The 5,674-nt window shown below is 35.7% G+C and carries 5 protein-coding genes and 1 pseudogene; 3 read left to right on the forward strand and 3 right to left on the reverse strand.

Annotated features, from left to right (window positions below; all coding sequences use genetic code 11):
* Both ACEYOS_RS04485 and ACEYOS_RS04490 read left to right on the forward strand, forming a co-directional pair.
* Positions 1 to 129: pseudogene (locus tag ACEYOS_RS04485) on the forward strand (IS1595 family transposase); the annotation flags it as partial.
* A gap of 38 nt (positions 130 to 167) precedes the next feature.
* Complete coding sequence (locus ACEYOS_RS04490) at positions 168 to 719, forward strand: hypothetical protein (RefSeq protein ID WP_059137249.1); 552 nt, start codon at positions 168 to 170, stop codon at positions 717 to 719.
* Between the two features lie 56 nt (positions 720 to 775).
* On the opposite strand, the gene ACEYOS_RS04495 is transcribed toward ACEYOS_RS04490, so the two are convergent.
* Positions 776 to 1,777, reverse strand: coding sequence for an IS110 family transposase (locus ACEYOS_RS04495; protein ID WP_373781369.1), 1,002 nt, complete (start codon positions 1,775 to 1,777; stop codon positions 776 to 778).
* A 435-nt stretch (positions 1,778 to 2,212) separates the two neighbouring features.
* On the opposite strand from ACEYOS_RS04495, the gene ACEYOS_RS04500 reads away from it, so the two are divergent.
* Positions 2,213 to 3,040: a carboxypeptidase-like regulatory domain-containing protein gene (locus ACEYOS_RS04500; protein ID WP_276285351.1), complete on the forward strand. Its 828-nt coding sequence runs from the start codon at positions 2,213 to 2,215 to the stop codon at positions 3,038 to 3,040.
* Positions 3,041 to 3,283: 243 nt separating this feature from the next.
* Here the strand turns inward: ACEYOS_RS04500 and ACEYOS_RS04505 are convergent, their stop codons facing one another.
* Positions 3,284 to 4,402: an IS91 family transposase gene (locus tag ACEYOS_RS04505; RefSeq protein ID WP_373797519.1), complete on the reverse strand. Its 1,119-nt coding sequence runs from the start codon at positions 4,400 to 4,402 to the stop codon at positions 3,284 to 3,286.
* Entirely contained in the window at positions 4,386 to 5,357 is a 972-nt protein-coding gene (locus ACEYOS_RS04510; protein ID WP_373797520.1) for a tyrosine-type recombinase/integrase, read from the reverse strand. Before ACEYOS_RS04510 ends, ACEYOS_RS04505 begins: the two co-directional genes overlap by 17 nt.
* Positions 5,358 to 5,674 lie beyond the last annotated feature (317 nt).

Consider the following 5,674-nt stretch of genomic DNA (forward strand, 5'->3'; position numbering starts at 1 on the left):
AACTACCATAAAATCAAAAGGAAATACTTACAGTTGTATCTCAACGAGTTTATTTACAAATTAAACAGACGGTATTTTGGAGACAAACTCTTTGACAGACTAGTAATTGCGAATATAACAGGTGCATAAACGGATAATCAGTAAATTTATCTAATTCTCAAAATAAGATGAAGGAAATTTTTGGCGATAAAGTGGAAAACAACAGAGTTTTTATTAATTGGTTTACTGGATTAATCAATTTTCCTGACAAAACAGAAAAAAATAAAATTCTCCGTTGGGACGGAGTTTTTTATAAAATATTTGAATACGAAACTGTTTTAGGTTTTCAAAATGGAAATTTAATTAGTCAAGGAAATGTGAAAAATTATGCAAAAATCAAAAATGGAATTAATCGAAAGGATAAAAGCAAAGTTTCTAAAATTATCTTTGAAAAACTGAAAAAGAAAAATTGGAAAAGTGATTATGATTGTTCGGAAAAATATCTAATTACAATTTCTGAAAATGGAAAAATATCAAATGTGAGAATGACCTATTCAAATGAAGAACGAAAAGAGTTCTATGAGGAAGATGAATATGAGTATTGTATCAGCAAAGTGAGAAATGCTTTAACTGGACTACAATTTGATATTTTGAAGGATAAAGGAAAACCAATTTCAGAAGATATTTATATAGAAATTTGGCAAGAGAAAAATGGGAAGCTTGAGGATTGGACGCGCTAAAGAAGACACTTCTGCTAACATATTCTATGACAAAAACCAAACAAAAAGTGATAAAATTAAGCTGCAAATTTATGCAGGTTCACAAAGTTTGATTTCCGTTGGATGACGGCAAAGATTCTGTACACCATTTTACATTTTATGTTGTTTAAGACCAGCATAGTATGCTTTCCTTCTGCTTTTTTCCTGTTGTAATAGTCCTTGAGTTCCGGATCGTATTTTATTGCCGTAAGAGAGGCCATGTGCAGCAGTGTTTTCATTTTTTTATCCGCCAGGTGACTGACTCTGGTTTTTCCTTTAATACTTGTGCCGGAAGAATGCTCGAAGGGCGCCACACCTGAATAACACGCAAATTTTCGTCCGCTTGTAAATGCCGTAAATCCTTTTGTCGCCATTAAGATATAAACCGAAGTAATATCCCCGATACCCGGAATGCTTTTTAGAAGTTGCTGCTGTCCGTACAGGTTTTCGTCTTCCCGAATCAGTGTTCTGATCTTCTCATCCAACATTACAAGTTGTTTTTTCAGGTGTTTTACCGTTTGGTTATTAATTGCTTTTACGCTGTTGAAAACCTCTTTTGTCAGGAACATTTCGTTTTCCTTTGTTCTTTCAAATGTTTTAATGGCTGCCACGGTTTTTTCACGCTCGGCAAACACTATTTTCAGTTGCTGCAGACTGAGCTCAGGAAGGGTGGAAAGCGCGATTTTATCCGTGTTTCGTTTGGCATAATGAGCAATCTCTTTCGCATCTACCTTATCGCTTTTGCCACGGGTAATCCCCAGAGAACGTTTGATTTCCAGAGCAGGAACCTGGGCGTAATCCAGGCTGTTTTCGCTTAAAACCAACGCAAGCAGCGAGGAATAAATGCCGGTGTTTTCGAAGACGAAAAGAGTCTCATTCATCTGGTAGCCGGTTTTTTTCAATGTTTTTAAAAACTTATCGACCGATTTTTGAGTGTTCAGTATCTGACCCTGTTCGAGCTGTGGATCTTCTTTTACGATGCAATAATCGAGGGTTAATTTTGCTACATCAATTCCGATGTAAGTTCTGTAATTTTTCATAATTTAGTGGTGTTAAATTGATGTTGAATTGCTTTAAAATCTTTATTAGATCTGGGTAATCTGGTATTCTATCTAAAGCTTTTTCAACCTTTTAAAACAAGGCAGAGGACTGATATGTTAGATGAGACTTTTAATCTCTAAAGGTATTTCTAGTTCACCTCTGTCTTGTTAATTTTAAAGGTATTAATTTATGGGTGTAAAGTAAAGATGGGTTTTGCAAGATGCGGGGTTGAAGGAAATCTCAGAAATATTCTAAAAAGTACCCGCAAAAAACTTTTCCATTTTTTAGTTCTTTCGTAATTTTAAAAAATGGAAAAAGTTTTTGCTAGGGTTCGGTTCTCCTCTTGAAATCTCGGTTGCAGTAGCCCGCACCTCGCAAAGCCCTTTTCCGTTGTACGCAATTTTACAACAAACGGGTTTATACAAACTAACTAAATGAGTAAACTATTTAAATTTTTAGCAATAATTTTTTGTGGTATTTTAAATGCCCAAACAATAAATGGTAAGATTATTTCGAAAGAAAACAATAGCGCAATTCCTTTTGCTAGAATAGGAATTGAAAATGAAAATTTTGGAGCAATTGCTGACGAAAAAGGTAATTATTCAATTGACTTGACAAATGTTGATCAGAATAAAAATATTACAGTGCAAGTTGGAGGATTTGAAAATTTTTCTCAATCAGTTCAAAATTTTATAAGTGGAAATCACATAATTTCTCTTAACGAAAAAGTAGTAGATATTCAAGAAGTTAAATTAAATCCAAAAAGATATTCCGAAAAAAACTGGGGAACTAATGCAAAAACCAAAAAAGTACAATTTGGTTTTAATCCTGCAAGAACCAAAGAAGATAAATCTAAAGAATTTGGTGTTTATTTTAATAATAACAAAAAATTAAAAATTCAAAAGATCAATATTAATATTGTAAATTTGAAAACTGATAAACCTCTTTTGATAAGTTTCAATGTATATTCAGAAAAAAATGGACTTCCTGACAATTCTTTGTTAAGTGAAAATCTAACAGTACAATTAACAGAAGCCGACATAAAAGCAGGGACATTTACCTTTGATATATCTAAAAGAAATGTATGGATTTCTAAACAAAATTTCTTTGTATCAATGCAAGTAATAAATAATTTTGATGGATGGATTTATTTGAGTGGAGCATTATTCAAAACCGTTTATTATAGGAGCTATTATGACAGATGGGAAAAGAGAACAATTGCTCAACCCTCATTGAATATTGATGTGAAAATAGAAAAATAAAACTGCGTACAATAACTAAGCTTTCGTTTTGTCTGAAAGACAAGAAATGAAAGCCCGTTGAACGGAACCTCCGGTGGCTTTTCCTCCCCAGTTGGTCACCTTATGGAGTTATCGTTTCTAGAATTTAGGATATTAGAGCAGTTTTTTAGAAGGACTGCTTTTTTTGGGAACTGAGGTGAGATTTCTTGAAGCACTCACAGGCTTTTTTTACTTTTAAGATATAAAATCCCTTACCCACAAAGTTTATTTTGCAGACGAGGCATTGAAAACGGCAAGAAAATCATGAGGCGGTCCACGTTGTCCGAAAAGCGCTATGGTGATTAAGTTTCCTTCCTTACAACACCGACATTTTTTAAGCAAAGTTTTCGGTTTTACTTCTGTAATCTGGATTTTTAAATCTGATTGTAAATCCTTAATTTTCCCACGTTTCCAGGAGCTGCTCAAAATCCCGTAATGCCTTATTCTTACAAATCTTCGAGGCAAAATATGAAGACTAAATCTGCGCACAAATTCAGTATTCGATAAAGTCATTTCCTTTTTCTGACCTTCTTTGCGATAATCTTTGTACCCAAAACGAACTTCTTTATCCGTAACTTCTTTGATACGGTAATTGCTGATGGCAACTTTGTGAGTATATCTTCCTAAATATTCGATGACTTGTTTCGGGCCACCAAAAGGTCTTTTGGCATAAACCACCCAGTTTTTGGTAAAGAGTTGATCTATTAAATCCTGGTCTTTAATTCCGGAAACTCTTAATGAAGCCACAAACTTTGCCCGAAAGACTTTGCTCATCGCTTTTACACAGAAAAGGTATTTATCAGATTTTATCTTCGCCCGCCATTTTCCTTGTTTATTAATGCCGCCACCCGGAACAATGCAGTGCAAGTGCGGATGAAGGCTCAGATTCTGTCCCCAAGTATGCAAAATTGCAATCATTCCCAATTGGATCCCCTTATTTTTACCAAACTGATTTAAAGTTGCCCAAGCCGCTTCAAATAAGGTTTTGTACAACAATGCCGGTTGAGATATCGCCAAACCATTGAGTTCTTCAGGAAGCGTAAAAACCACGTGGTAATAACTGCACGGCAATAATTCCTGTTCGCGTTTCTGAATCCATTCTTCTTTTTTATGACCTTGACATTGCGGACAATGCCGATTACGACAGGAGTTGTAACTGATGGAAATATTTCCGCAACCATCGCACGCATCAATATGACCACCCAAGGCAGAAGTTCTACAATACGATAAAGCCCGAAGCGTTTTTTCCTGATGAACTGTAAAATTCTGCGCCGACAAATTAATTTTACGAAGAACATCAGCAACAGTTCCGCTCTGTTTCTTTGGCTTACTTCGGGTTTCCATTTTTGCGGCATAAAGCGAAAACGGTATCCAAAGGACTGTGCGGTTTTTGGTCAGACAACTGACAGACATGAAGATATTCCATGGTACTTTCAATCCGCTCATGTCCCAAAAGTTTTTGAACCATAATGATGGAAACTCCATCTTCCAATAAATGCGTAGCAAAGCTGTGTCGCAAAGTGTGGGTATGAACCACTTTGGTGATTCCCGCTTTTTTGCTCACCGTTTTAATCACCCATTCAACGCCGCGCTGGCTGTATCTGTTATCAAAATCCGCTCTGCCCGAATCTGGCTGGTCAATCTCTTCAATATTTCTATTTTGATTTCCATTAAATAAATATTGAGTCGGATTTTCTACTGAAATAAAGGTTTTCAGTCCCCGAATTAAATGTTTGGATAAAGGAACATAACGGTCTTTACTGCCTTTTCCCTGAACAACGTGCAGCATTTGTCGGTCAAAATCAAGATGATGAAGTTCGATATTTCTAACTTCCATACATCGAAGTCCGCAGCCGTAAATCAAACCGATGAGCAGTTTATGTTTCAGTAACTGCGCCGTTTGAAGCATGCGCCAAACTTCCTGACGACTTAAAATAGTAGGCAGTTTTTTCACTTTTGGAATGGCAGGAAGATGTAGAAAACTGTAAGGTAATCCTTCCGCTTTAAGAAGAAACCTAAGTCCATAAACCGTATGTTTAAAATAAGTCTGGGAAGGTGTTTTTGATCGCTGTTGCAGTTCGAAGAGATAATCTTTGACCTGTTCAGGATCCAGTTCGGTAGGCAATGTTTTAAAATGCAATGCCAATGCAGCAACATGCCTGGAATAATTATCAAAGGTTCTGGGACTTTTTCCTTGGATGGAAATATTTCTTTCAAAACGTTGTATCAGTTCCGAAAAACCACTAACTTCGCTCGAAGCGCGATTCAAAATTTTGTTCGTCCTTTCGACTGCGCTCAAGGCAGGTCTTAAATCCTCCGGAGATTTTTTTTTGTAGCCATTTTAGAGATTTTATTTTGTTGAATAAAAACAAAGTTAATAAAACAGCCTCAGGAAAAGCTACCGGAGGTTTAGTTCAACATAGTATTTGCAAAATGCGGGATGAAGTCTTGAATTGAAAAGCCTAAATATTTAGCCGCATATGCTTTTCAATTCCACTTTTTTTAGTAATTTAGTCATTGGGTGCTACCGAAAAGTTTACGACCTGTTTATCGTTTTTCAAGGTGTTGATTTCTGCATTTTTGGTAATTCTACCTACGATTGTGTTCATAATCTTA

It is taken from the genome of Kaistella sp. (assembly GCF_041824135.1).
In the GTDB taxonomy this organism is placed as follows: Bacteria; Bacteroidota; Bacteroidia; order Flavobacteriales; family Weeksellaceae; genus Kaistella.

Coding starts and splice junctions, on each gene's coding strand:
- ACEYOS_RS04495 (WP_373781369.1), bottom strand. CDS start 1,777: ATGAAAAATTACAGAACTTACATCGGAATTGATGTAGCAAAATTAACC.
- ACEYOS_RS04505 (WP_373797519.1), bottom strand. CDS start 4,402: ATGGAAACCCGAAGTAAGCCAAAGAAACAGAGCGGAACTGTTGCTGAT.
- ACEYOS_RS04490 (WP_059137249.1), top strand. CDS start 168: ATGAAGGAAATTTTTGGCGATAAAGTGGAAAACAACAGAGTTTTTATT.
- ACEYOS_RS04500 (WP_276285351.1), top strand. CDS start 2,213: ATGAGTAAACTATTTAAATTTTTAGCAATAATTTTTTGTGGTATTTTA.